Source organism: Stenotrophomonas sp. SXG-1 (genome assembly GCF_014083965.1).
Classification (GTDB): Bacteria; Pseudomonadota; Gammaproteobacteria; order Xanthomonadales; family Xanthomonadaceae; genus Stenotrophomonas; species Stenotrophomonas geniculata.
Genome location: NZ_CP046588.1, coordinates 287,468 through 309,540, shown reverse-complemented (window position 1 = coordinate 309,540; position 22,073 = coordinate 287,468). Strand labels below are relative to the sequence as shown.

The following is a 22,073-nucleotide window of genomic DNA, read 5'->3' as shown; positions in this document are numbered from 1 at the left end:
CAGAAACGCGAAAGGCCCCACCACCCCGGGGGTGGCAGGGCCTTCGGTCACGGCGCGATTACTTGCGCTTGGCGACCTTGCGCACGGCCTTCCTGGCCGGAGCCTTCTTGGCGGCGACCTTCTTCAGCGGCGCAGCCTTCTTGGCGACCGTCTTGCGGGTGGCGGCAACCTTCTTGCCAACTGCCTTCTTGGCAACGGCGGTCTTCTTGCCGACAACCTTCTTGGCAGCGGCGGTCTTCTTGCCGACGGCCTTCTTGGCGACAGCAGCCTTCTTGCCCACAACCTTCTTGGCGGCAGCGGTCTTCCTGGTGGCGACCTTCTTGGTGGCGGCAACCTTCTTGCCGACAACCTTCTTCGCAGCCACGGCCTTCTTGCCAGCGACCTTCTTGGCGGCGACGGTCTTCTTGGCCACGGCCTTCTTGGCGGTAGCGACCTTCTTGCCGACAACCTTCTTGGCGGCCGCGGTCTTCTTGGCAACGGTCTTCTTCGCGACGGCAGCCTTCTTGGTGGCGGCCTTCTTCACGGTGGCGACCTTCTTGCCGGCAGCCTTGGTGGCGGCCTTGGTGGTCTTCTTGGCAGCAGCGGCCTTCTTGGTCACAGCCTTGCCTGCAGCTGCCTTCTTCTTGGCCACTTCCTTCTTCAGGGCAGCGGCTTCGGCCTTGGCGTTCTTCTTGGCGGCTTCCAGCTTCTTCTTGGCGTTGGCAACAGTCTTGCCGACCGACTTGGCAGCCTTCTCGGCCTTCTTGGCAACGGTCTTCTCGACCTTGGCCACGGCCTTCTTGGCCTTGGCAACGCGGGTACCGGCAGCCTTGGTGGCGCGCTTGACGGTCTTCTTGACCGACTTCACTGCGTCTTCGGCAGCGTGGGCGATGGTCTCGCCAACGTTGGTGGCGGTTTCTTTGACGTTCTCGACGGCGTCGGTCACGACCGACACACCATTACCGTTGCTCATGTTGCCCTCCTGGGGGCCTTAAGTATCAAAACGGGGCGATGCTATACCGACATTGACGATCGTGGAACGGGGCGCGCGCGCGCAATCGCATCTGATGCGACGGCAATGGTGTAGCCGGGCGCCCTCGCGAGCACAGTGGGTTGACAGGAAACCCCTTTTTTTCAGTGCTGCGCCGCACGATCCGGGTAGCGGCAGGTGCTGCCTGCGTGCACCAGTCCGAATACAGCGAAAGGCGTGCGATATGGCGCATCGCGGCACCAGGATGCGCAGAACTGCGCAAGTATCGGCCTGTATCCACATGCGCTTCGGCAGACGTCGGCACGTTGAGAAGCACGCCCTATGCTGTCGGTACCGCCCCACAGATGGCGATGCCGACCCACGTTCCGGGCGCCGGTTTTCATGGCGCATTTATCCAGATCGCGACACACTCATTCAGCTTGTTTTACCGTAGGGCCGAACCGCCCCCACCCACGCCAGCGAACCGACTCCCATGCGACCGCTTCCCACCCTGCTCACGCTCGCAATCGCCGCCGCCTTCGGTGGCTTCGTTGCCACCGGCATCAATGCCCACCTGGACAACCGTGCCGATGCCGCGCCGCTGCCAGCGGTGCTGCCGACCACGGCGGCATTGCCCGCCTCGGTAACCGGACAGGCGGTGCCGTCGCTGGCACCGATGCTGGAGAAGGCCATGCCGGCAGTGGTCAGCGTCAACACCAAGCAGGTGGTGCGCGTGCGCAACCCCTTCTTCAACGACCCGTTCTTCCGCCGCCTGTTCCCGGACATCCCGCAGGAACGCATCAACGAATCGCTGGGCTCGGGCGTGATCATCGACGCCAAGGAGGGCCTGGTACTGACCAACCACCATGTCATCGACAACGCCGATGACGTACAGGTGACACTGGCCGACGGGCGCACGGTCAAGGCCGAATTCCTCGGTTCGGACCGCGATACCGACATCGCGCTGATCCGCATTCCGGCGCAGAACCTGACCGACATCAAGCTCGGCAACAGCGACCAGCTGCGCGTGGGCGACTTCGTGGTGGCCATCGGCAATCCGTTCGGCTTCAGCCAGACGGTCACCTCGGGCATCGTCTCAGCGGTGGGCCGCAGCGGTATCCGCGGGCTGGGCTACCAGAACTTCATCCAGACCGATGCGTCGATCAACCCGGGCAACTCGGGTGGCGCACTGGTCGATCTGCAGGGCCAGCTGGTCGGCATCAATACCGCCAGCTTCAACCCGCAGGGCAGCATGGCCGGCAACATCGGCCTGGGCCTGGCGATTCCCTCCAACCTGGCACGCAGCGTGGTCGACCAGCTGGTCAAGCACGGTGTGGTGGTGCGCGGCACGCTGGGCGTGGAAAGCCAGAACCTGACCGCGCAGATCGCGCAGGGCCTGGGCCTGGGCGAAACCCGTGGCGCACTGATCACGCGCGTGCTGGCCGGTTCGGCCGCCGCCGCAGCCGGGCTGAAGCCGGGCGACGTGGTGGTCTCGGCCAACGGCCAACGTGTAGACAGCGCCGAAGCCCTGCACAACGTGGAAGGCCTGGCCGCGGTCGGCAGCGCATTGACGCTGGACGTGCGCCGCGAGGGCAAGCCGCTGCAGATCAAGGCAACGTTGAAGGAACAGGCGCGCGCGGTCACCGGCGAGAGCCTGGACCCGCGCCTGACCGGGGCCACCTTCGTCGACCTGCCCGAGTCATTGCGCCAGTCCGGTGTCGGCGGCGTGCTGGTCAGCGAGGTCAAGCGCGGCAGCCGCGCGGCCAGCAACGGCCTGCAGCAGGGCGACATCATCACCGATGCCACGGTGGGCGAATTCGCCGACCTGGCCAGCTGGCGCGCCAACTTCCAGCAGCGCCCGCCGACCCTGGTGATACGCGTGCTGCGCAACAATGGCCAGCAGCAGGGCCAGCTCGTGATGCGCTGATCGCCCTGCCGTAACACCCCCTATACCCCGGCAATGCTATTGCTGTCAGTCCAGGTCGGCACCGCCGACACCCGTTCCCCCATCGCAACAGGAGTGATTCGATGAGCCCCACCAATACCGAGAACCTGAAGGAACACCTGGGTGAAGCCGGTTCCCACCTGAAGCAGGCCGCGTCGGCCGCCGGCGGTGCGATCAAGGGTGCAACCGGCGCAGCCGGCGACGAACTGCGTATCGGCAAGGCCAACGTCAAGGCTGAACTGTCCGACAGCGCACTGTCCGGCCTGGCCGCCGCCGAGTTCGGTGGTGCCGCCGCCAAGGAGCAGGTGGATGCGCTGATGGACAAGGGCAAGGACCTGATCGACAGCGCCGCGGAGCTGATCCGTGAACGTCCGCTGGCCTCGTTCGGTGTTGCCTTCGCTGCCGGCTGGATCATCGCCAAGCTGGCCCGCGGCAGCAGCGACAAGTAAGCCGCGGCGTGAGCGAAGACAACGCGCAAGCCCCTGATCCAGCGGCTACCCCGCCGCTGGATGAGAGCATCCGCCAGGTCGGTGCGGCCGGTCGTGCCGCTGCCGATTCGGCCAAGCACACGCTGCGCTCGCTGCGCCGGTTGGCCTCGGCCGACTTCGCGATGGCACGCAGTGCGTTCGGTCGTGCACTGGCCTGGGCCGGCGTGGCGATCGTGTTCGGTGCCTCGGCCTGGCTGCTGATGGCCGCCACCCTCATCGCCCTGCTGCAGAGCTGGGGCCTGAGCTGGCTGCAGGCCCTGCTGATCACCTCGCTGCTGAGCCTGGCCGTCACCGGTTATGCGATCTGGCGAGTGTCCTACTTCTTCCACCACACCGGCATGCACGCTACCCGGCGCCAGCTGTCACGCCTGGGCCTGTTCGACGAACCCAGCGAAGACGATCCCGATGCCGAGGTGCAGCTGCCCGAGGGCAAGCCATGAAGTTCGGCGCGCTGCAACGGCGGGTGAAACGCTGCGAACAGGTGGTGACCGTGCGCCTGGGCGAGACCCAGGACCACTGGTCCACGCTCAGCGACGTCTGGCGAAAAGGCTGGTCGCCGCTGCGCATCGTGGTGGTCGGCCTGGCCGGTGGCTTCATCGCCGGCAAGCTGGAAGTGCCGGGCAAGGTCAACGGTGCCCGCTGGCTGCAGATGGTGGGCTCGGTCTCGAACCTGTTCGCCAGTGCACAGGCGGCGTTCGCCACGGCGATGGCGGCGCAGGCCGCAGCCACCGCCGACGACGCGGCCGAAGAAGCCGACGAGGCCAGCGAACAGGCACAGGCGGCGGCCTCCGCTGCCGAAGCACGGCCGGCACCGGCACCGCGCTCCGTGCCGGAGCCAGGACCGGAACCGGACCTGCGCGGACCGCGTCCGGCCGAAGCGGCCACCGAGCTGTCCGAACGTTGAACCATGGAATCCGCCGCGCCGATCGCGGCCGGCGGATAATGCGCTCCCCTTCCCGGTTGGTGCGTCGATGAGCGAGTCCCTCCTGTCCCCGTCACCGGCCGGCCCCGAACAGCCCGACGTTCCGCTGCCGCCCGCATCGCGCCCGCGCGGACCGATGTCGCTGGTGGTGCTGGCCACCCTGGCGGTGGGCTACACCCTGTGGGCGGCACAGGACATCATCCTGCCGGTGCTGCTGGCGATGTTCTTCGCGCTGGTCGGCAATCCGATCCTGCGCCTGCTGCAGAAGCTGTGGATTCCACGCGCACTCGGCGCACTGCTGATCCTCGGCGCCGGCCTGGGCGTGACCGGTTCGCTGGCGGTGCAGCTGATCGGCCCGGCCATGGAATGGGCGCAGGAAGCACCGCAGCAGCTGCGCAAGGTCGCCCGCCAGGTGCAGGACCTGACCAAACCGGTGCAGCAGGCCAACCAGGCGGCGGAAAACTTCGCCCGCGTGGCCGGTGGTGACAGCAACCACAAGGTGCAGGTGATCCGCACCCAGATGGACGACCCCTATCGCATGCTGACCCGCGCGCCGCGGCTGGCCGCCTCGGTGCTGGCGGTGGTGCTGCTCACGCTGTTCTTCATGATCTATGGGCAGAGCCTGCAGCGCGCGGCCATCGCCCTGTTCCCGAACCGCCAGCAGCAGCGATTCACCAGTGACATCCTGCGCTCGATCGAGCGCGAGGTTTCGCGCTATGTGCTGACCATCAGCGTGATCAACACGCTGGTGGGCCTGGTGTTCGCTGGCGTGCTGATGCTGCTCGGCATCGGCCTGCAGGAGGCGTTGCTGTGGGGCACGGTGGCCGCACTGCTGAATTTCGCCCCCTACGTGGGCCCGCTGATCGGCGTGGCGCTGATGCTGCTGATGGGCTTCGTCGAGTTCCGCGACCCACTGCAGGCCCTGCTGCCGGCCGCCGCCTACCTGGGCCTGCACACCCTGGAAGGGCAGATGGTGACCCCGATCGTGCTGGGCCGTCGCATGAAGCTGTCGCCACTGGTACTGATCCTGGCGCTGATGGTGTTCGGCTGGGCCTGGGGCATGATCGGGCTGCTGCTGGCGGTGCCGTTGCTGGTCTGCATCAAGCTGGTGCTGGCACGCCTGGACGGCATGCAGGGCTGGGCACGGCTGCTGGAATAACGGCATCAGTAAATGAAGGACGCCGATGGCGGAACCCGAAACTGGGACGAAGTGGCAGACTATGGCCCCCTTTTTTCGGATGGATCCGTTCGGATGATCGCTTTCGCTATGCGTTGCCTCGCCCTGGCCAGCCTTGCCGCTCCCGCGCTCGCCGCTGCACCCCCGACTGCCGACCAGGCACGCACCCAGCTTGCCGACGCGGTGACCTGCAAGCGGCACCTCACGCCCAAGCAGTTCGACGCCATGGCCCGGCTGCTGGCACCGGCCCCGGCGCGGGCGCAGAACGGCGAATCCAGCGGCGAGTTCCGGTTGACCACGCCGCTGATGGTGCTGGGCCAGCCGGTGAACCGTCTGCAGTCGTATGACGGCGACAGCGGCGAGGACGGCATCGACAGTTTCACCGCGTACTTCAGCTCGGCCAGCGTCGAACAGATCGCGGCACTGGCGAAGATGTCCGACCCGGTGGCGGGCACCTATACGAAGGAAGTGGGCCGGCACAACCTGGACGTGCAGCAGTTCGACGGCCAGACCACCATCGCCTGCTCGTACAACCTGCGCTGACCCGGCCCAGCCCCAGCGCCCCCGCCCGCCGCGCCGCATGAAAGCCCACGCGGGCAGGGGTAGAATGGCGGGGTGAATTTCCCCGTCCAAGCCATCACCCTCGACCTTGACGACACGCTGTGGCCGTTCGCTCCGATCGGCGCCCGCATCGAACAGGTCCTGCACGCGTGGATGTGCGAACACAGCCCCGCTACCGCCGAGATGTATCCGGTGGCGGCGATGCGCGAACTGCGCGAGCGCCTGTACCACGCCCATCCGCACCTCCATCACGACCTGAGCGCACTGCGCCGGCTGACCCTGCACGAAGCGCTGCACACCAGTGGTGCCAGCCTGGATCTGCTGGAGCCGGCGTATGAAGTGTTCTTCGCCGCGCGCAACCAGGTCGAATGCTACCCCGATGCGATCGACGCGCTGGCGCGGATTGCCGCGCGTGTACCGGTCGCAGCGCTGAGCAACGGCAATGCCGATCTGGAGCGGATCGGCCTGGCCCATCATTTCGCCTTCCAGCTGGGCGCGCGCGAGCACGGCGCGGCCAAGCCGGAGGCGAGCATCTTCCACGCCGCCTGCACCCGACTGGGTGTGGCACCGGCACAGGTACTGCACGTCGGCGACCACGCCGACATGGATGTGGCCGGGGCGATCGCCGCCGGCCTGCGCGGCTGCTGGATCAACCGCGAAGCAGCCACCTGGACCCATCCGCAGCTGCAGCCAGACCTGCAGTTCGACACCCTCACCGGCCTGGCCGACTGGTTGGATGCCAACCTCGACGCTGCCGCACCCCGGAGTATCTGACGCATGAGCGAGATCACTGGTTTCACTGCCGACACCGCCGCAGCACTGCCGCTGTACGTGCTGGACCGCGAGCAGTTCGCGGCCTGGAAGGACGGCCAGCCGGCTGCCACCCAGGCATGGCTGGCGTCGCAGGGCTTCACCGCCGGTGCCTTCACCACGGCGTTGCTGCCCGGCGCCGATGGCCTGGCCGGAGCGGTGATCGGTGTCGGTGATCGTGCCGATGCCTACAGCTATTCGCATGCCCCGCATGCCCTGCCGGAAGGCAGCGTGTGGCAGCTGGCCAGCGAACTGCCGGCCGCCGAACTGGCGCTGCTGCAGCTGGGCTGGGGCCTGGGCAGCTACCGCTTCGACCGCTATCGCAAGCGCCACCGTGCGCCGGCGCGCCTGGTGGCCGAGCCGACCGGCGAAGTGGCTGACCTGATCGCCGCCAGCCTGCGCGTGCGTGACTGGGTCAACACCCCGACCGAAGACATGGGTCCGCAGCAGCTGGAAGACGCCGCGCGCGCGCTGGCCGACGCGCACGGCGCGCAGGTCGAGGCGATTACCGGCGACGAACTGCTGAAGCAGAACTTCCCGGCCATCCACGCGGTGGGCCGCGCCTCGCACCGCGCACCGCGCCTGGTCGTGCTGCGCTGGGGCAAGGACACCGATCCGGCACTGGTGCTGGTCGGCAAGGGCGTGTGCTTCGATACCGGCGGCCTGGACATCAAGCCGGCCGACGGCATGCGCAACATGAAGAAGGACATGGGCGGCGCCGCGCACGCACTGGCCCTGGCCGGCCTGGTGATGGCACGCGGGCTGCCGGTACGCCTGACCCTGCTGGTGCCGGCGGTGGAAAACGCGATCGGTCCGGACGCCTTCCGCCCGGGCGAAGTGATCGCCACCCGCAAGGGCCTGAGCGTGGAGATCGACAACACCGACGCCGAAGGCCGCGTGATCCTCTGCGATGCACTGACCTTCGCCAGCGAGCAGAAACCCGACCTGGTGCTGGACTTTGCCACCCTCACCGGCGCCGCGCGCATCGCGCTGGGCCCGGATCTGCCGGCGCTCTTCAGCAATGACGACAACGTGGCGCAGCAGTGGCTGCAGGCCGGTGATGCGACCCGCGACCCGGTCTGGCGCATGCCGCTGTGGCGCCCCTACCTGCGTTACCTGACCAGCGGCATCGCCGATCTGGCCAACGCCGGCTCGCGCATGGCCGGCTCGGTCACCGCCGCGCTGTACCTGGAGCGTTTCCTGGAAGACGGCCAGCGCTGGGCACATCTGGATGTGTATGCCTGGAACGACGGTGAGCGCCCGGGCCGCCCGGCCGGTGGCGAAGCGCTGGCGCTGCGCTCGGCGTGGGCAATGCTGAAGGCGCGTTACAGCTGATCGGGTGGGTGCCGACCTTGGTCGGCACGCCGTCCCCGGCAAACTTGACGAAAATTTGAATACCGGGCCTGGAAAGGTTCTGCGAGGATGTGTGGGTCGACCACCCACACGCTCCGTGAAGGCAGGACTCCGACCATGTCGCTCTTCCGCTACACCCGCGCTGGCCAGACGCTGGGCGCACCACGCAAGCATTCCCCCCTGCCCTGGATCGCACTGATCGCACTCATTCTGGGTGCGGTCGCGCTGGCCTTCGCTTGGCTGGCCGGCTGGATCGGCAACCGCCTGACCGCGCAGCGCTTCACCGACACCATCGAGGCCACCGGCCCGGCCCATCCAGGCTTCCGACGCGCGCACAGCAAGGGCATCTGCGTGAGCGGCTGGTTCGAACCGAGCGCGCAGGCCCCTACCCTGTCCAGCGCCCGCGTGTTCTCGCAGCGCCGCGTACCGGTGATGGGCCGCCTATCGATCGGCGGCGGCGACCCCTACGGCGCCGACAACACCGCACGCGTGCGCAGCCTGGCGGTGCAGATGGTCAGCGATGACGGCCAGGAATGGCGGATGGCGATGAACAGCTTCCCGTTCTTCGCCGTGCCCGATGCCGAGGCGTTCTACGCGCAGACACGCGCCTCCATTCCGGACCCCGCCACCGGCAAGCCCGACCCGCAGAAGATGGCTGCAGTGCTGGCGAAGTACCCCAGTGCACAGGCGTTCCAGCAGTGGGCCAAGACGGCACCGTGGACCAGCAGCTGGGCCGACACCACCTTCAACAGCGTCAACAGCTTCTGGTTCACCAACGCGCAGGGCCAGAAGCGTGCCGTGCGCTGGCGCTGGCAGCCACAGGCGCCGGTGGTGGAGATGGATGCGGAAACGCGCAAGCAGGCCAGTGTCGATTTCCTCAGCCAGGAACTGCAGCAGCGCCTGGCCAGCGGCCCGGTACGCTGGAACCTGGTCGTGACCACCGCCGAGCCCGGTGATGCCATTGATGATCCGTCGGTGCCGTGGCCCGAGTCGCGTGATCAGGTGGTGGCCGGCGTACTCAGCCTGGACCGCATGCAGTCGCAGGAACAAGGTGCGTGCGGCCAGATCAACTTCGATCCGCTGATCCTGCCCAGTGGCGTGCGCGGCAGTGATGATCCGATCCTGGCCGCCCGCTCGGCGGTGTATTCGCAGTCCTTCAACCGTCGCGAACGCGAGCGCGCCAGCGGCAATGTCGAGCAACCGAAGGAGGCCGCACGATGAACACCGGCAACGGCCACTTCAACCTGCTGGCGCGGGTGCTGCACTGGTCCATGGCGCTGATGATCATCGCCATGCTGTTCGTCGGCGTGACCATGGTCGCCTCGTTGCATCTGCGGCCGATGCTGATCGATCTGCACCGCCCACTGGGCATCGCCATCGGCGTACTGGTGCTGCTGCGCCTGTACAACCGCCTGCGCCACCGCCCGCCGCCGCTGCCTTCCGACCTGCCCGCCTGGCAGGTGCTGGCAGCAAAGGCCTCGCACTGGATGTTGTACGCGCTGATGCTGGCGATGCCGCTGATCGGCTGGGCGATGCTGTCGGCCGGCGGCTACCCGATCGTGCTGTGGGGTGGCCTGCACCTGCCGCCGATCGTGCCGCACACTCCGGCGCTGTATGCCGCGTTGCGCAATGCGCACAGCCTGCTGGCGTATGTGTTGTTCGCCACGGTGCTGATGCACGTGGGTGCGGCGCTGTTCCACCTGTGGGTGCGGCGCGATGGCGTGTTCCAGGCGATGGCGCGCGGGAAGGATTGATCGGGTTCGCCGGGCGTTCCCGGCGGATCGTTTCCGCGACTGCGGTGGGGTGTCACTTTTCTTTTCGCGCGAAAAGAAAAGTAACCAAAAGAAACGCGCCGCCAGAGCGCGAGCCGGTGCTGCGCACCGGTGCCCTGTGCTTCTCGGTGAATCAGGGGACGGCGCCGAACTCGCTACGCTCAGACACCGGCGCCTCTTCGCCCCTGATTCCCCTGCGATGCTCGGCTCGCTCAAGGCGGACCCAACATCAAGAGCGACAGCTGCACCCAGTAGATCCACGCCATGCGTGGATGCTGTTGCCGTTGATCTTGACCTTCCAGTCCGCCTTGAGCGAGCCGAGCACCGCAGGTCCGGCGAGGGCGAAGAGGCGCGGGTGTCTGAGCGCAGCGAGTTCCCGCGCCGTCCCTCGACGGACCGAGGAGCGCAGGGCACCGGCGTGCGAAGCACGCCGGCTCGCGGCCGGCGGAGCGTTTCTTTGGTTACTTTCTTTGCGCGCAAAGAAAGTGACACCCCTCCGCAGGCGCGGGAATGATCCGCCGGGCATCGCCCGACGCTACCAGTGTGTCGGCGCACGCCGCTACAACCACCCCTTCTGCCGCGCCAGCCGGTACGCCTCGATCCGGTTGGCCACACCCAGCTTGCCGATGCACTCGGACAGGTAATTGCGCACCGTGCCGTGCGACAGCCCCAGCTGCTCGGCGATCTCGCTGGCGGTACGGCCTTCGCCGGCCAGCCGCAGCACGCGGCGCTCGCGGTCGGTCAGTGGGTCGGCCTGCGACCAGGCATCGAGTGCCAGTTGCGGGTCGATCGCACGGATACCCTGCTTCACCTTGCGCAGTGCATCGGCCAGGTTCTCCGCCGGTGCGTCCTTCAACAGGTACCCCAGCACGCCCGCTTCCAGCGCGCGGCGCAGGAAACCGGCGCGGGCGAAGGTGGTCACGATCACCACCTTGATCGGCAGTTCATGGCGGGCGATGCGCTGTGCCAGCTCCAGCCCGGACAGGCCCGGCATCTCGATGTCGGTCACCAGGATGTCCGGCTGCAGCTGCTGCAGCATGCGCCACGCAGCCTCACCGTCGGCGGCGCTGCCCAGCACCTCGATATCCGGCTCCAGGCCCAGCAGTGCCGACAACGCGCCACGCACCATCGCCTGGTCTTCGGCCAGCAGGATGCGGATCATGCAGCACCATCCTGAGCCAGTGACGCTGGCGACAGCGGCGTGGTCGCGGCCACCAGTGGCACGCGCACGGTCACTACCGTGCCCTCTCCGCGCGGCGACTGCAGTGACAACTGTCCACCCAGCGCCATCGCCCGTTCGCGCATGCCGCACAATCCATTGCCTTCGGCCTGTACGCCGCCACGGCCATCGTCGCGGATCTGCATCGCCAGCATTCGTCCTTCCAGCATGAATTCCACCCGCGCCTGCGTCGCCTGCGCGTGGCGCACGATATTGGTTGCCGCCTCGCGCAGCACCAGCGCCAGTCCGCGCTCCACGTCCACCGGCATCGGCGGTGGAGGCGCGTACTGCAGGTGCACCTGCTGGCATTCCAGCAGCAGGCGCGCCGAGGCCAGTTCGCCGGCCAGGTCACTGGCGCGGATGCCGGTGACCGCACTGCGTACCTGGGCCAGCGCTTCGCGGGCGATGTCCTCGGCTTCGCCGATCTCCTGCCGCGCACGGGCATCGCCACGGTCGTGCAGCTTGCGCGCCAGCTCCAGCTTCAACGTGATCAAAGACAGGGTATGGCCGAGCAGATCATGCAGATCGCGGCCGATGCGCTCGCGCTCGGCGGTGGTGGCCAGCCGCCGTACTTCCTCCTGCGAAAGCTGCAATGCGGCATCCTTTTCCTTGTTCACCGTCTCCACGTTCACCACCATGCCGATGATGAACGACACCGCCGGCACCCAGACCAGGCTCTGCCACGGGTAGTGCGCAAGGTAGGCCACCAGGTAGAACACCGCGTTGAGTACGACCAGCAGCAACAGATAACGCCACCAGCTGCTGCGACCGCAGACCCGCAGCATCACGCAGCCGAAAATGAAGTAGCTGATGCCCGATGGGTACCAGGGCACCAGCACGATCGCCAGCGCGGTCATCGCCAGTGCATAGCGGGGCGCATGGTGCCGCGGCGACAGCAGCAGGCGCGCATACAACAGCAGGAACAACGGATAGCTGGCCAGGGTGAACCACAGCCAGCGCAGCGTGTACCCCCCTGAAAACAGCGGCGTCATGAACACCCACACCGTCCACAGCAGGTGGATGGCATCGGCCCAGGCCGGCTTGCCGCGGCGCAGGTTGTCGGCCACCGCCGAATCCGGTGCGGGGCGCAGCAGGGACGCAAACCAGCTCGACGACACGGGGTGATCCAGGCGGGGACGATCGCTGCCGATCATGCCAGTTCAGCCGATCCGGCGCAGGCGGCGGCGCGCCAGCAGCAGCGCCACAAACGTGACCAACAGCAGCACCAGCAGATGGCCTGCCATGCTGCCCACCGACGGCAGCCCGACTACCGGCAGCGCCAGCTGCGCCAGATGCCAGGTCGGCCACAGCGGTGCCATCGTCGAGAACAGCTGGGGCAGCGCCGACAGCGGCAGCCACAGGCCCGACAGCAGGGCCAGCGGCAGGTAGACCAGGTTGACCATCGCCGGCGCTGCGCTGGCACTGACATGGCTGCCGATCAGCAGGCCGATCGCCCCCAGCGGCAGCGCCGCCAGGCCCGCCACCGCCAGCAGCTGCAGCACCTGCAGGGCGTGCAGCTGCACACCCCCCAGTACAGATGCCACGCCGATCAACAACGAGGCCACCAGCAGCGCGAACAGCATGGCCATCGCAAGTCGCGCCAGCAGCGGCGCCGCCGGCGGCATCGGCAGCGCCCGCTTGAGCGTAAGCAGCCCGCCTTCTCGGTCCAGCGCCAGCTGCACGCCGAAGCCGAACAGCGCCGGGGCCATCGCGCCGAACACGCAGTAGGTGGCCAACAGGTACAGCGGTGCGTGGCCACGGCCCAACAGCACGCCGAACAGCAGGTAGAAAAGCACCGGGAACAGCAGCGAAGGTACGGCGAAGGCGGGCGTGCGCCAGGCGCGGCGCAGTTCGGCCACCAGTTCAGCGCGGTACGGACGCAGGGCCTGGCGCCAGGCAGATGGCGGCGCGGGTGTGGTGCCGGTACGGGTCATCGTGTTCATGCGGCCTCCCGGGTCATGTCGAGGAAGGCGTCAGCCAGCGCCGCGCCCTGTACTTCCAGCTCACGCAGCTGCGCATCGGCGGCCAGCAGGCGCGCCACCACCGGCTCGGCCGGGCTGGCCAGCAGCTGCAGATGCTCGCCGTCACGCTGCACCTGCTGCACACCCGGCCATTGCTGTACGTCTTCAACAGTCAGCACGCTGCGGCAGCGGATGCGGCGCGGCCGGTCGGCCAGGCGCAGCTCGGCCAAGGGTGCGTCGGCCAGTACCCGGCCGCCTTCCAGCACCACGACGCGCTGCGCCAGCGCCTCGGCCTCTTCCAGATAGTGTGTCGTAAGCAGCACGCCGCAGCCTTCGGCCACCAACTGCCGCACCGCCTGCCACATCGCCTGCCGCGCCTGGATGTCCAGCCCGGTGGTGGGCTCGTCCAGAAACAGCACCCGCGGGCGGCCGCACAGCGCGATGGCGAACTGCACGGCGCGCTGCTGGCCGCCGGACAGCTGGCCGTAGCGGCGGCGCGCCAGCGCCTGCAGTCCGGCGCGCTGCAGTACCTCCGGCAACGGCATCGGGTCGGGGTAACAGGCACTGGCCTGGGCCACCAGCTCGTCCACCTGCAGCATCGGCGGCAGGTTCGTGCTCTGCAGCATCACGCCCAGGCCCAATCGGCTGGCCCGCTGCTGCGGGTCGCCACCGAGCAGCTCGACCAGGCCGGCATCGGCGCGACGCTGGCCCAACAGCACGCTGATCGCGGTACTCTTGCCGGCACCGTTGCGGCCCAGCAATGCCAGCACCTGGCCAGCGCGGACCTGCAGGTCGATGCCATGCAGGGCGGTATGGTCGCGGTAGCGCACCTGCACCTGCTGCAGGCGGGCCAGCGACGGGGCGATCGGATCCATGGGCGGTACCGGTAGCGGGGACGTTGCCATCCTGTACCGGCGTGGTCACATTTCGCAGTTGCCGCCGTCAGTGTCATCGGGTGACAGCTGTCACTGCCGTCATCGCCGTACCTGCCTTCATGCTGTGCCGCACGCTCCACCGCCGGAACCGCCGCCGTCTGCCCTTCCGGCCACACCCGCCCGAACGCCTGTGATGGAACGAATGAACGCTTCTGCCGAGCTGTTGAAGGAACTCCGTATCGACCGCAAATCGCCCCCGCCGGCCTCCGGTGGTGGCAGCAACGGCGGTGGTCGCCGTTGGTTGTGGATCGCGATCATCGTGGCCGTGCTGCTGATCGCCGCCGCCGTCGCCTTCCTGTTCGGCCGTGCGCCGGCCGTGGAGGTGGAAACCGCGCCGGCCGTGGCCATCCAGCAGGGTAGCGCCAGCAGTTCGGTGCTCGACGCCAGTGGCTACGTGGTCGCCCGGCGCATGGCCACGGTCTCGGCCAAGATCACCGGCAAGGTGCGCGAGGTGATGATCGAGGAGGGCATGCGCGTGGAACAGGGCCAGATCATGGCCACGCTGGACCCGATTGATGCCGACGCCCAGCGCAGCCTGTATGCCTCGCAGCTTCAGGCCGCACGCAGCCAGGTGGCCGGGCTGGAGGCGCAGCAGAAGCAGGCCACCGCCGAAGCCAGCCGCCTGCAGGCACTCGTCGGCCAGCAGCTGGTATCGCGCTCACAGTACGACCAGGCCGTGGCACAGCGCGACAGCCTGCGTGCGCAGCTGGAGACCGCCCAGCGCAACGTCAAGGTCGCCAACGACCAGCTGGCCATCGCCGATCTGGGCGTGGACAACAACATCGTGCGCGCGCCGTTCTCCGGGGTGGTCACCGCCAAGGCCGCGCAGCCCGGCGAAATCGTTTCGCCGCTGTCGGCAGGCGGTGGCTTCACCCGTACCGGCATCGGCACCATCGTCGACATGGACTCGCTGGAGATCGAAGTCGAGGTGGGCGAGGCCTTCATCGGCCGCGTGCAGCCGAAGATGCCGGTGGAAGCCACGCTCAACGCCTATCCGGAGTGGAAGATTCCGGGCGAGGTGATCGCCATCATCCCCACCGCCGACCGCGGCAAGGCCACGGTGAAGGTGCGCGTGGCGCTGAAAGTGAAGGACCCACGCATCGTGCCGGAGATGGGCGTGCGGGTCAGCTTCCTGGAACAGGCCCAGCCGCAGGCCGCCGCCAAGCCGCAGGGTGTGCGCGTGCCGGGCGGCGCCGTGGTGCAGCGCGAGGGCGCATCGGTGGCCTTCGTGCTGGGTGACGAAAACCGGGTACAGCAGCGCAAGGTCGAGGCCGGCCAGGCGATGGGCAAGGACCGCCAGATCCTCAAGGGCGTGAGTGCAGGTGAATCGGTGGTGGTGAACCCGCCGGACACCCTGCGCGATGGCGCCAAGGTGCAACAGAAACAAGCGCAGTAACGGCCTGGCGCCCATGGGCGCCGCCGGCAACACCGCTCGACGCACGCCCGCAGCCACCGCAGGTGCGCTTCCCCGTTTCCCGCCTTCCGTGGAGAACAACCCATGTCGACCCTGGTTTCACTGCGCAACATCACCAAGACCTACCAGCGTGGCCCCGAGAAAGTGCAGGTGCTGCACGGCATCGACCTGGACATCGCCAGCGGCGACTTCGTCGCGCTGATGGGCCCGTCCGGTTCGGGCAAGACCACCCTGCTCAACCTGATCGGTGGGCTGGACAACCCCAGTGGCGGCGAGATCAGCATCGAGGGCGAGCGCATCGACCAGATGAGCGGCGCCCAGCTGTCCACCTGGCGCAGCCACCACGTCGGCTTCGTGTTCCAGTTCTACAACCTGATGCCGATGCTGACCGCGCAGAAGAACGTGGAGCTGCCGCTGCTGCTGACCCACCTCAGCGCGGCGCAGCGCAAGCGCAATGCCGAGATCGCGCTGACCCTGGTCGGCCTGGCCGACCGCCGCAGCCATCGCCCCAACGAACTGTCCGGCGGCCAGCAGCAGCGCGTGGCGATCGCCCGCGCGATCGTCTCCGACCCGACATTCCTGATCTGCGACGAACCGACCGGCGACCTCGACCGCCAGTCCGCCGAAGAGATCCTGGGCCTGCTGCAGCAGCTCAACCGCGAACACGGCAAGACCATCATCATGGTCACCCATGACCCGAAGGCCGCCGAGTACGCCACGCACACGGTGCACCTGGACAAGGGCGAGCTGGCCGACGCCCCGCTGGCCCACTGACGGAGGCCACAGCGATGAAATACTTCTCGTTGGTCTGGGCGCAGCTGTTCCGCAGCCGCACGCGCACCCTGCTGACCCTGCTGTCGGTGGTGGCCGCATTCCTGCTGTTCGGCATGCTCGACTCGGTGCGCGTGGCGTTCTCGTCCGGCGGCAGCGTGGAAGGCGCCAACCGCCTGGTGGTGGCCTCGCGGCTGTCGATCACCCAGTCACTGCCGATCCGCCTTGAAACCCAGATCCGCCAGGTGGCCGGCGTGCGCGACGTGGCCTATGGCATGTGGTTCGGTGGCATCTACCAGGACCCGAAGAACTTCTTCCCGAACTTCTCGGTGTCGCCCAACTACTTCGATGTCTACCGCGAACTGCAGATCGACCCGGCGCAGCTGGAAGACTGGAAGCAGACCCGCACCGGTGCGATCGTCGGCGAAACCCTGGCCAAGCAGTTCGGCTGGAAGATCGGCGACACCATCCCGCTGCAGGCCACGATCTTCCCGCGTGGCGGCAGCAACGACTGGCCGCTGGAGCTGAAGGGCATCTACCGCTCCAAGGACCGTGCGCTGGCCGCCAATGAAGAACGCCAGCTGATGATGAACTGGAAGTACTTCGATGAATCCAACGACTACATCAAGAACCAGGTGAGCTGGTACACGGTGACGCTGGACAACCCGGACCACTCCTCGCGGGTGGCTCAGGCAATCGACGCGATCTCGGCCAACTCCGACCACGAGACCAAGACCCAGACCGAATCGGCGTTCCAGCAGGCCTTCGTCAAGCAGTTCGCCGACATCGGCATGATCGTCACTTCGATCATGGGCGCGGTGTTCTTCACCCTGCTGCTGTTGACCGGCAACACCATGGCACAGGCGGTGCGCGAGCGCGTGCCGGAACTGGCCACGCTGAAAACGCTGGGCTTCAAGGACAGCACCGTGCTGACCCTGGTGATGGTGGAGTCGGTGCTGCTGATCGGCCTCGGCGGGCTAATCGGCATGGGCCTGGCCGCGCTGATCCTGCCGGCGATCGGGCCGAAAAGCATGGGCATGCTGCCGCCGCACGTGCCGACGCCGACCTGGCTGATGGGGCTGGGCCTGATCGTGGTGATCGGCATCATCGTCGGCCTGTTGCCGGCGCTGCGTGCCAAGCGCCTGAAGATCGTCGACGCACTGGCCGGCCGCTGAGGAGAACACCGACATGTTCAAGAGCAAACTCAAGAAGTGGCTGGGCAACGGCGTGACGATGCTGCTGCTGGTGATCGGCCTGGTGCTGTGGATCAGCCTGCCGTGGATCGGCGTGCTGGCCGTGGCCGTGCTGGTGGCCCTGTGGCTTCTGCTGACCCGTGGCGGCCGGCTGGCACTGGCCGCCACCCGCATCGGCGTGGCCAGCCTGCCGCAGCGCTGGGGCGCGTCCTCGGTGATCGTGGTCGGCATCGCCGGCGTGGTCGGCGTGCTGGTGGCGATGCTGGCGATGGGCGAAGGCTTCCAGGCCACGCTCAACAACACCGGCGATGACACCACCGCCATCGTGCTGCGCGGTGGCTCGCAGGCCGAGACCAACTCGGTCATCACCCGCGAGCAGGTTCCCACGCTGTCCACCCTGCCCGGCATCACCCGCGATGCCGAAGGTCGGCCGCTGCTGTCACCAGAGCTGTCGCAGGTGGTCAACCTGGTGTCCAAGGCCGATGGTACCGACGTCAACGCGCAGTTCCGCGGCGTCGGCCCGCAGGCGTGGGCGGTGCACGACAAGGTCAAGATCGTCGAAGGCCGCACGTTCGCCACTGGCCTGCGCGAGATCGTGGTCGGCCAGGGCGCCAAGGGCCAGTTCCGCGATCTGGATGTGGGCAGGACGCTGACCCTGGGCAACCAGACCTGGACCGTGGTGGGCGTCTTCGCCACCGGCGATGCACATGATTCGGAACTGTGGACCGACGCCGATACGCTGGCCACCACCTACCAGCGCAGTGCGTGGCAGTCGATCAGCGTGCGCACCGATGGCAAGGCCGGCTTCGAGCAGTTCAAGGCCGCCGTCGCCGCCGACCCGCGCCTGAAGCTGGACGTGGAAACCACCCGCGTCTACTACAGCAAGCAGGGCGGCGGGCTGACCAAGCTGATCGACATCCTTGGCAAGGTGATCGGCACGATCATGGCGGTCGGTGCGGTGTTCGGCGCGCTCAACACCATGTATGCGGCCGTGGCCACGCGTGCGCGCGAGATCGCCACCATGCGCGCGATCGGCTTCCGTGGCCTGCCGGTGGTGACCGCGGTGATGCTGGAGACGATGCTGCTGGCGCTGCTGGGCGGCCTGCTCGGCTGTGCGGTGGCATGGCTGCTGTTCAATGGCTACAGCGTGTCCACCATCGGCAGCAACTTCAGCGCGGTGGTGTTCAAGTTCCATGTGTCGCCGGAACTGCTGTGGACGGGTTTGAAATGGGCGCTGGGCATCGGCCTGGTCGGCGGCCTGTTCCCGGCGCTGCGCGCGGCACGTTTGCCGATCACCACGGCGCTGCGCGAAACCTGAGCATTTCTCAGCGATAGACTGCGCATCCTGCAGAGGGACGGAGCGAGGGCTCCGTCCCTTTTCTTTTGCGCGTCATCCACGCATGGCGTGGATGGATGCCTGCGCACACGCGCTGCTACAGATCGGCGGAAATCCGCCGCTATCGATGCCTCTGCCCATCGCGCACGCAACGTGCGTGACGCTGCGCACATCGCATCTGTGGATTGTTGGTTGCGATTCATCTTCGCGCACATTCAGCGGCATGGCGACAAACAGTTACGAATGGAAACACTCTAGAATCCCGGCCCCCACGTTGGTTTGCAGCACCCCACGCGCCCACAGAACGGACGCTTGTTTTCCTGAAACACGAGATGTCACGGATGTCCCTGAAAACCACTCCGCTGCGCAACGCGATCGTCATCGCGCTGGCCGCCAGCTGCACCACCCCCGCCTTCGCACAGAGCGCCGGCGATACCCCGACCAACCTCGACCGCATCGAGATCACCGGCTCGCGCATCCGCCAGGCCAGCGTCGAGACCGCACAGCCGGTCGTCGCGCTCAGCCGCGCCGAGATCGAGAAGAAGGGCTACATCAACGTCGCCGACATCCTGCAGGACGTCACCGCCGCCGGTGCTCCGAGCCTGAGCCGCTCGTCGTCGCTGAGTTCTTCGCGCGACTTCGGCGGCACGTACGTCAGCCTGCGCAACCTCGGCCCGGAACGCAGCCTGGTGCTGATCGACGGCCGCCGCATGGGCGTCAGCGCCGGTGGCTACTCCGACCTGGCTTCGATTCCGTCCGCCATCGTCGAGCGCGTTGAAGTGCTGACCGACGGCGCATCCGCGCTGTACGGCTCGGACGCCATCGCCGGTGTGGTCAACATCATCACCCGCAAGAACTTCGACGGTGGCGAAGCCAGCGTCTACGTCGGCCAGTACGGTGAAGGCGACGGCCAGAAGCGCTCCTACAGCGCCACCTTCGGCAAGACCTTCGACCGCGGCTGGTTCAGCGTCGGCGCCGAGCGCACCAAGGAAGACGAGATCCTCGGCAGCGAGCGCGAGTTCAGCCGTTACCCGGGTGGCCCACGCCACGCCGATGACGTCGACGCGCTGAGCCCGACCACCCAGTGGGGCACCGTCACCGTCGGCGGCAAGCCGCTGACCGTGGGCCCGGGCGGTGATCCGAGCCAGGCTGGCAACTTCCACACCCCGGACCCGGCTGATGGTGCCAACGCCAAGACCAACATGAGCCTGCTGAGCGGTCTGGAGCGCACCTCGGTGTTCGCCAACGGTGGTTTCTCGATCACCGACAACCTGCGCATCGTGGCCGACGCGCTGTACAGCAAGCGCGAGTCGACCAAGCACTTGGCCGGCTACCCGTACTCGGTATCGGCCGCACAGGCCCGCAATGGCACCCGTGCTGCCCTGTCCAAGGACAGCACCTTCAACAAGTGGGGCCAGGACGTCCTGTTCTCGCACCGCACTGAAGAACTGCCGCGCGGCACCGAGAACAACCTGGACACCAAGCGCGCCAGCATCGGCCTGGAAGGCAGCTTCGAAACAGGTTCGCGTTACTGGGACTGGAACGTCAGCTACATGTACAACCGCAATGAAGGCGAGCGCATCGGTACCGGCAGCATGTACCAGCCGCACGTCGACCTGGCGGTCGGCCCGTCCTTCATGGATGGCACCGTGGCACGCTGCGGCACCCCGGGTGCGGTGATCGCCGGCTGCGTGCCGTGGAACCCGGCCGCACCCATGGGCTATGCGGGCCCGGGCTCGCTGGGCAACCAGGACGTGCAGGACTACCTGTTCACCCGCTTCGTCGACAAGATGAAGAGCACCACCAAGGTGGCCAGCGCCAACATCTCCGGCTCGCTGTTCACTCTGCCGGCCGGTGACATCATGGGTGCGATGGGCTTCGAGCACCGCAGCGAAGAGGCCAGCTACACCCCGGACCTGATGGTGCAGAAGGGCCAGATCGCCGGCACCACCGGCCAGCCGACCCGTGGCGATTACTCGCTCAACGAGGTCTACCTGGAAATGCAGGTGCCGCTGCTGGCCGACATGCCATTCGCGCGTGAACTGTCGCTGGACCTGGCCGGTCGCTACACCGACTACAACACCTTCGGTTCGACCACCAACAGCAAGTTCGGCCTGAAGTGGAAGCCGATCGACAGCCTGCTGGTGCGCGCGACCTACGGTACCGGCTTCCGTGCACCCACCGTGGACGATCTCTACGGCGGCGCCGTGTCCAGCCGCGATTCGTTCACCGATCCGTGCGATACGAAGTTCGGCATCGCCGCCAGCAGCCCGACCGTGGCAGCACGCTGCAAGGCGCTGAATGTGCCCGCCAACTTCCGTCAGCAGACCGGTGCGGACGGCAACCTTGCCAACCGCCCGGGCCAGCAGGCCACCTCCGATTTCAACTCGGGTTCCAACCCGGAACTGAAGCCGGAAACCGCCAAGACCTGGACTGTCGGCCTGGTCTACAGCCCGGAATTCGTGCAGGGCCTGGACGTCAGCCTGGACTGGTGGAAGATCCGCATCAACAACGCCATCGTCGGCGAGTCGGCCACCGACATCCTCAACCAGTGCTACGTGCAGGGCGTGGATTCGGCCTGCGGTCGCTTCACCCGTTCCACCGCTGCGGCCACCCGTGGCCAGGTCTCGGCGCTGGATCGTTCGCTGGTCAACGCTGGCTATCGCGAAACCGCCGGCTATGACATCGGCGTGCGTTACCGCCTGCCGGAAACCGCGTACGGCAAGTTCGCCATCAACTGGAACACCACCTACACCGACTACCTGGAGCAGCGCAACGACAGCGCTGCTACCACGCCGGTGGAGCAGAAGACCGGCTGGCAGGGTAACTTCCGCGTGCGTTCGACCTTCAACCTGGATTGGCAGTACGGCGATCTGGGCATCGGCTGGACCGCCCGCTACTACTCGGGCATGAAGGAAGCCTGCTCGTATGACCTGGCCGGTGGCCCGGACTGCAACATGGCCGGCTTCGTCTCGCCGTACACCGATGCGCAGCCGAGCCGCAAGGTGGGTTCCAATACCTTCCACGACCTGCAGGTGCGTTACAGCCTGCCGTGGGACGGCACCGTGTCGCTGGGCGTGAACAACGTCTTCGACCACCAGGGTCCGATCATGTACAGCCAGCCGAACAGCAGCTTCACCTACTACGGTGGCTTCGACATCGGTCGTTTCATGTACATGAAGTACCAGCAGCGCTTCTAAGCCTGCAACCGCGTTCCCGCCACCGCCATCTCTCTCCTGGCGGTGGATGGAAGCAGAACGGCGCCCC

Annotated in this window: 20 protein-coding genes; 15 read left to right on the top strand and 5 right to left on the bottom strand. The window is 67.3% G+C overall.

Annotation, left to right across the window (positions count from 1 at the left end):
* Positions 1–58: 58 nt before the first annotated feature.
* Entirely contained in the window at positions 59–952 is an 894-nt protein-coding gene (locus GOC52_RS01370; protein WP_191850492.1) for a histone, read from the bottom strand.
* Between the two features lie 490 nt (positions 953–1,442).
* On the opposite strand from GOC52_RS01370, the gene GOC52_RS01365 reads away from it, so the two are divergent.
* From GOC52_RS01365 to GOC52_RS01320, 10 genes are all read left to right on the top strand, one after another.
* Complete coding sequence (locus tag GOC52_RS01365) at positions 1,443–2,876, top strand: Do family serine endopeptidase (protein WP_043401765.1); 1,434 nt, start codon at positions 1,443–1,445, stop codon at positions 2,874–2,876.
* A 101-nt stretch (positions 2,877–2,977) separates the two neighbouring features.
* The gene (locus GOC52_RS01360; RefSeq protein WP_032128158.1) at positions 2,978–3,343 is read left to right on the top strand and encodes a hypothetical protein; all 366 of its coding nucleotides are present in this window, start codon (positions 2,978–2,980) and stop codon (positions 3,341–3,343) included.
* An 8-nt stretch (positions 3,344–3,351) separates the two neighbouring features.
* Positions 3,352–3,822 (top strand): phage holin family protein, encoded by a 471-nt coding sequence (locus GOC52_RS01355; protein WP_010486934.1) that lies wholly within the window; start codon positions 3,352–3,354, stop codon positions 3,820–3,822.
* Entirely contained in the window at positions 3,819–4,286 is a 468-nt protein-coding gene (locus tag GOC52_RS01350) for a hypothetical protein (RefSeq protein WP_019337636.1), read from the top strand. The genes GOC52_RS01355 and GOC52_RS01350 overlap by 4 nt, the downstream gene beginning before the upstream one ends.
* 67 nt (positions 4,287–4,353) lie before the next feature.
* Positions 4,354–5,463, top strand: a complete 1,110-nt coding sequence (locus GOC52_RS01345; protein WP_010486939.1) for an AI-2E family transporter — start codon at positions 4,354–4,356, stop codon at positions 5,461–5,463.
* A 93-nt stretch (positions 5,464–5,556) separates the two neighbouring features.
* Positions 5,557–6,024, top strand: coding sequence for a hypothetical protein (locus tag GOC52_RS01340; protein ID WP_164193157.1), 468 nt, complete (start codon positions 5,557–5,559; stop codon positions 6,022–6,024).
* Between the two features lie 72 nt (positions 6,025–6,096).
* Entirely contained in the window at positions 6,097–6,816 is a 720-nt protein-coding gene (locus tag GOC52_RS01335) for an HAD family hydrolase (protein ID WP_191850490.1), read from the top strand.
* Between the two features lie 3 nt (positions 6,817–6,819).
* Positions 6,820–8,187 (top strand): leucyl aminopeptidase family protein, encoded by a 1,368-nt coding sequence (locus GOC52_RS01330; protein WP_191850488.1) that lies wholly within the window; start codon positions 6,820–6,822, stop codon positions 8,185–8,187.
* Between the two features lie 135 nt (positions 8,188–8,322).
* A complete protein-coding gene (locus GOC52_RS01325; RefSeq protein WP_043401776.1) occupies positions 8,323–9,426 on the top strand; it encodes a catalase family peroxidase in 1,104 nt (367 codons plus the stop codon).
* Positions 9,423–9,959: a cytochrome b gene (locus GOC52_RS01320; protein WP_043401779.1), complete on the top strand. Its 537-nt coding sequence runs from the start codon at positions 9,423–9,425 to the stop codon at positions 9,957–9,959. The genes GOC52_RS01325 and GOC52_RS01320 overlap by 4 nt, the downstream gene beginning before the upstream one ends.
* A gap of 577 nt (positions 9,960–10,536) precedes the next feature.
* Here the strand turns inward: GOC52_RS01320 and GOC52_RS01315 are convergent.
* The 4 genes from GOC52_RS01315 to GOC52_RS01300 are packed head-to-tail and all read right to left on the bottom strand — an operon-like array spanning position 10,537 to position 14,032.
* On the bottom strand, positions 10,537–11,139 hold the full coding sequence (locus GOC52_RS01315) for a response regulator transcription factor (protein ID WP_005407733.1): 603 nt from the start codon (positions 11,137–11,139) through the stop codon (positions 10,537–10,539).
* Positions 11,136–12,350, bottom strand: a complete 1,215-nt coding sequence (locus tag GOC52_RS01310) for a sensor histidine kinase (RefSeq protein ID WP_053442391.1) — start codon at positions 12,348–12,350, stop codon at positions 11,136–11,138. Before GOC52_RS01310 ends, GOC52_RS01315 begins: the two co-directional genes overlap by 4 nt.
* Positions 12,351–12,356: 6 nt before the next feature.
* Positions 12,357–13,139, bottom strand: a complete 783-nt coding sequence (locus tag GOC52_RS01305) for an ABC transporter permease (RefSeq protein ID WP_191850486.1) — start codon at positions 13,137–13,139, stop codon at positions 12,357–12,359.
* On the bottom strand, positions 13,136–14,032 hold the full coding sequence (locus GOC52_RS01300; protein ID WP_191850484.1) for an ABC transporter ATP-binding protein: 897 nt from the start codon (positions 14,030–14,032) through the stop codon (positions 13,136–13,138). Before GOC52_RS01300 ends, GOC52_RS01305 begins: the two co-directional genes overlap by 4 nt.
* Before the next feature lie 202 nt (positions 14,033–14,234).
* Between GOC52_RS01300 and GOC52_RS01295 the strand changes: the two genes are divergently transcribed.
* From GOC52_RS01295 to GOC52_RS01275, 5 genes are all read left to right on the top strand, one after another.
* The gene (locus GOC52_RS01295; RefSeq protein ID WP_191850482.1) at positions 14,235–15,488 is read left to right on the top strand and encodes an efflux RND transporter periplasmic adaptor subunit; all 1,254 of its coding nucleotides are present in this window, start codon (positions 14,235–14,237) and stop codon (positions 15,486–15,488) included.
* A 102-nt stretch (positions 15,489–15,590) separates the two neighbouring features.
* Entirely contained in the window at positions 15,591–16,280 is a 690-nt protein-coding gene (locus GOC52_RS01290; RefSeq protein ID WP_099559683.1) for an ABC transporter ATP-binding protein, read from the top strand.
* A gap of 14 nt (positions 16,281–16,294) precedes the next feature.
* Positions 16,295–17,452: an ABC transporter permease gene (locus GOC52_RS01285; RefSeq protein WP_019338655.1), complete on the top strand. Its 1,158-nt coding sequence runs from the start codon at positions 16,295–16,297 to the stop codon at positions 17,450–17,452.
* A gap of 13 nt (positions 17,453–17,465) precedes the next feature.
* Complete coding sequence (locus tag GOC52_RS01280) at positions 17,466–18,788, top strand: ABC transporter permease (RefSeq protein WP_191850480.1); 1,323 nt, start codon at positions 17,466–17,468, stop codon at positions 18,786–18,788.
* A 359-nt stretch (positions 18,789–19,147) separates the two neighbouring features.
* A complete protein-coding gene (locus GOC52_RS01275) occupies positions 19,148–22,006 on the top strand; it encodes a TonB-dependent receptor plug domain-containing protein (protein ID WP_049409941.1) in 2,859 nt (952 codons plus the stop codon).
* The last annotated feature ends 67 nt before the right edge of the window (positions 22,007–22,073 follow it).

Bases quoted from the DNA above. Each gene is read 5' to 3' on its own strand.
- GOC52_RS01370 (WP_191850492.1), bottom strand. From the start codon at position 952: ATGAGCAACGGTAATGGTGTGTCGGTCGTGACCGACGCCGTCGAGAAC.
- GOC52_RS01365 (WP_043401765.1), top strand. From the start codon at position 1,443: ATGCGACCGCTTCCCACCCTGCTCACGCTCGCAATCGCCGCCGCCTTC.
- GOC52_RS01360 (WP_032128158.1), top strand. From the start codon at position 2,978: ATGAGCCCCACCAATACCGAGAACCTGAAGGAACACCTGGGTGAAGCC.
- GOC52_RS01350 (WP_019337636.1), top strand. From the start codon at position 3,819: ATGAAGTTCGGCGCGCTGCAACGGCGGGTGAAACGCTGCGAACAGGTG.
- GOC52_RS01345 (WP_010486939.1), top strand. From the start codon at position 4,354: ATGAGCGAGTCCCTCCTGTCCCCGTCACCGGCCGGCCCCGAACAGCCC.
- GOC52_RS01340 (WP_164193157.1), top strand. From the start codon at position 5,557: ATGATCGCTTTCGCTATGCGTTGCCTCGCCCTGGCCAGCCTTGCCGCT.
- GOC52_RS01330 (WP_191850488.1), top strand. From the start codon at position 6,820: ATGAGCGAGATCACTGGTTTCACTGCCGACACCGCCGCAGCACTGCCG.
- GOC52_RS01325 (WP_043401776.1), top strand. From the start codon at position 8,323: ATGTCGCTCTTCCGCTACACCCGCGCTGGCCAGACGCTGGGCGCACCA.
- GOC52_RS01320 (WP_043401779.1), top strand. From the start codon at position 9,423: ATGAACACCGGCAACGGCCACTTCAACCTGCTGGCGCGGGTGCTGCAC.
- GOC52_RS01315 (WP_005407733.1), bottom strand. From the start codon at position 11,139: ATGATCCGCATCCTGCTGGCCGAAGACCAGGCGATGGTGCGTGGCGCG.
- GOC52_RS01310 (WP_053442391.1), bottom strand. From the start codon at position 12,350: ATGATCGGCAGCGATCGTCCCCGCCTGGATCACCCCGTGTCGTCGAGC.
- GOC52_RS01305 (WP_191850486.1), bottom strand. From the start codon at position 13,139: ATGAACACGATGACCCGTACCGGCACCACACCCGCGCCGCCATCTGCC.
- GOC52_RS01300 (WP_191850484.1), bottom strand. From the start codon at position 14,032: ATGGATCCGATCGCCCCGTCGCTGGCCCGCCTGCAGCAGGTGCAGGTG.
- GOC52_RS01295 (WP_191850482.1), top strand. From the start codon at position 14,235: ATGAACGCTTCTGCCGAGCTGTTGAAGGAACTCCGTATCGACCGCAAA.
- GOC52_RS01290 (WP_099559683.1), top strand. From the start codon at position 15,591: ATGTCGACCCTGGTTTCACTGCGCAACATCACCAAGACCTACCAGCGT.
- GOC52_RS01285 (WP_019338655.1), top strand. From the start codon at position 16,295: ATGAAATACTTCTCGTTGGTCTGGGCGCAGCTGTTCCGCAGCCGCACG.
- GOC52_RS01280 (WP_191850480.1), top strand. From the start codon at position 17,466: ATGTTCAAGAGCAAACTCAAGAAGTGGCTGGGCAACGGCGTGACGATG.
- GOC52_RS01275 (WP_049409941.1), top strand. From the start codon at position 19,148: ATGTCCCTGAAAACCACTCCGCTGCGCAACGCGATCGTCATCGCGCTG.